Annotated in this window: 1 protein-coding gene; it reads right to left on the minus strand. The window is 59.6% G+C overall.

Annotation, left to right across the window (positions count from 1 at the left end):
* On the minus strand, positions 1-375 hold a 375-nt coding region (locus tag AC5RVV_RS18090; protein WP_494002723.1), incomplete at its 3' end, for a hypothetical protein.
* Between the last annotated feature and the right edge of the window lie 83 nt (positions 376-458).

Here is a 458-nt window from a genome sequence, read left to right on the forward strand (position 1 = left end):
CTCGCTGAAGGTGGCGCAGGCCTGCAGCACCCTCTCGAAGCGGGCCATGTCGTCCCGCCAGATTTTCTGAGGGTCAGCCGCAGCCGCCGCTTCAAGATCAGCTGCTGTCAACCGGACGTCACCATTCTTTGCCTCTGGATGGCAGATGAGCATGCCGTCCAGCTCATCGGCCCACAGCTCTTCCAGAGAGGAGTAAGCGGTATCGTCCGCTCCGTCGCCGTAGCATTGCAGCTGGAACTGGGAGCGGGAGGATTCTTCTGCAGCAGCCGGACTGGACGGCTGAGTTTCACTGGCTGCCGGAGAAGCACAGGAGGTCAGAGCGACGACAGCGACAACGGCCAGAACGGAGACGCGGCCCAGGGCAGAGTGATTCAAGTGTTTCCCCCAACATTCGATTTACGGATTGATCATATGTGTGCGTTGAACGGTTGCGTGCCATCCACGCTCAAACTTCGGAT

The organism is Arthrobacter sp. MDT2-34-1 (genome assembly GCF_059091365.1).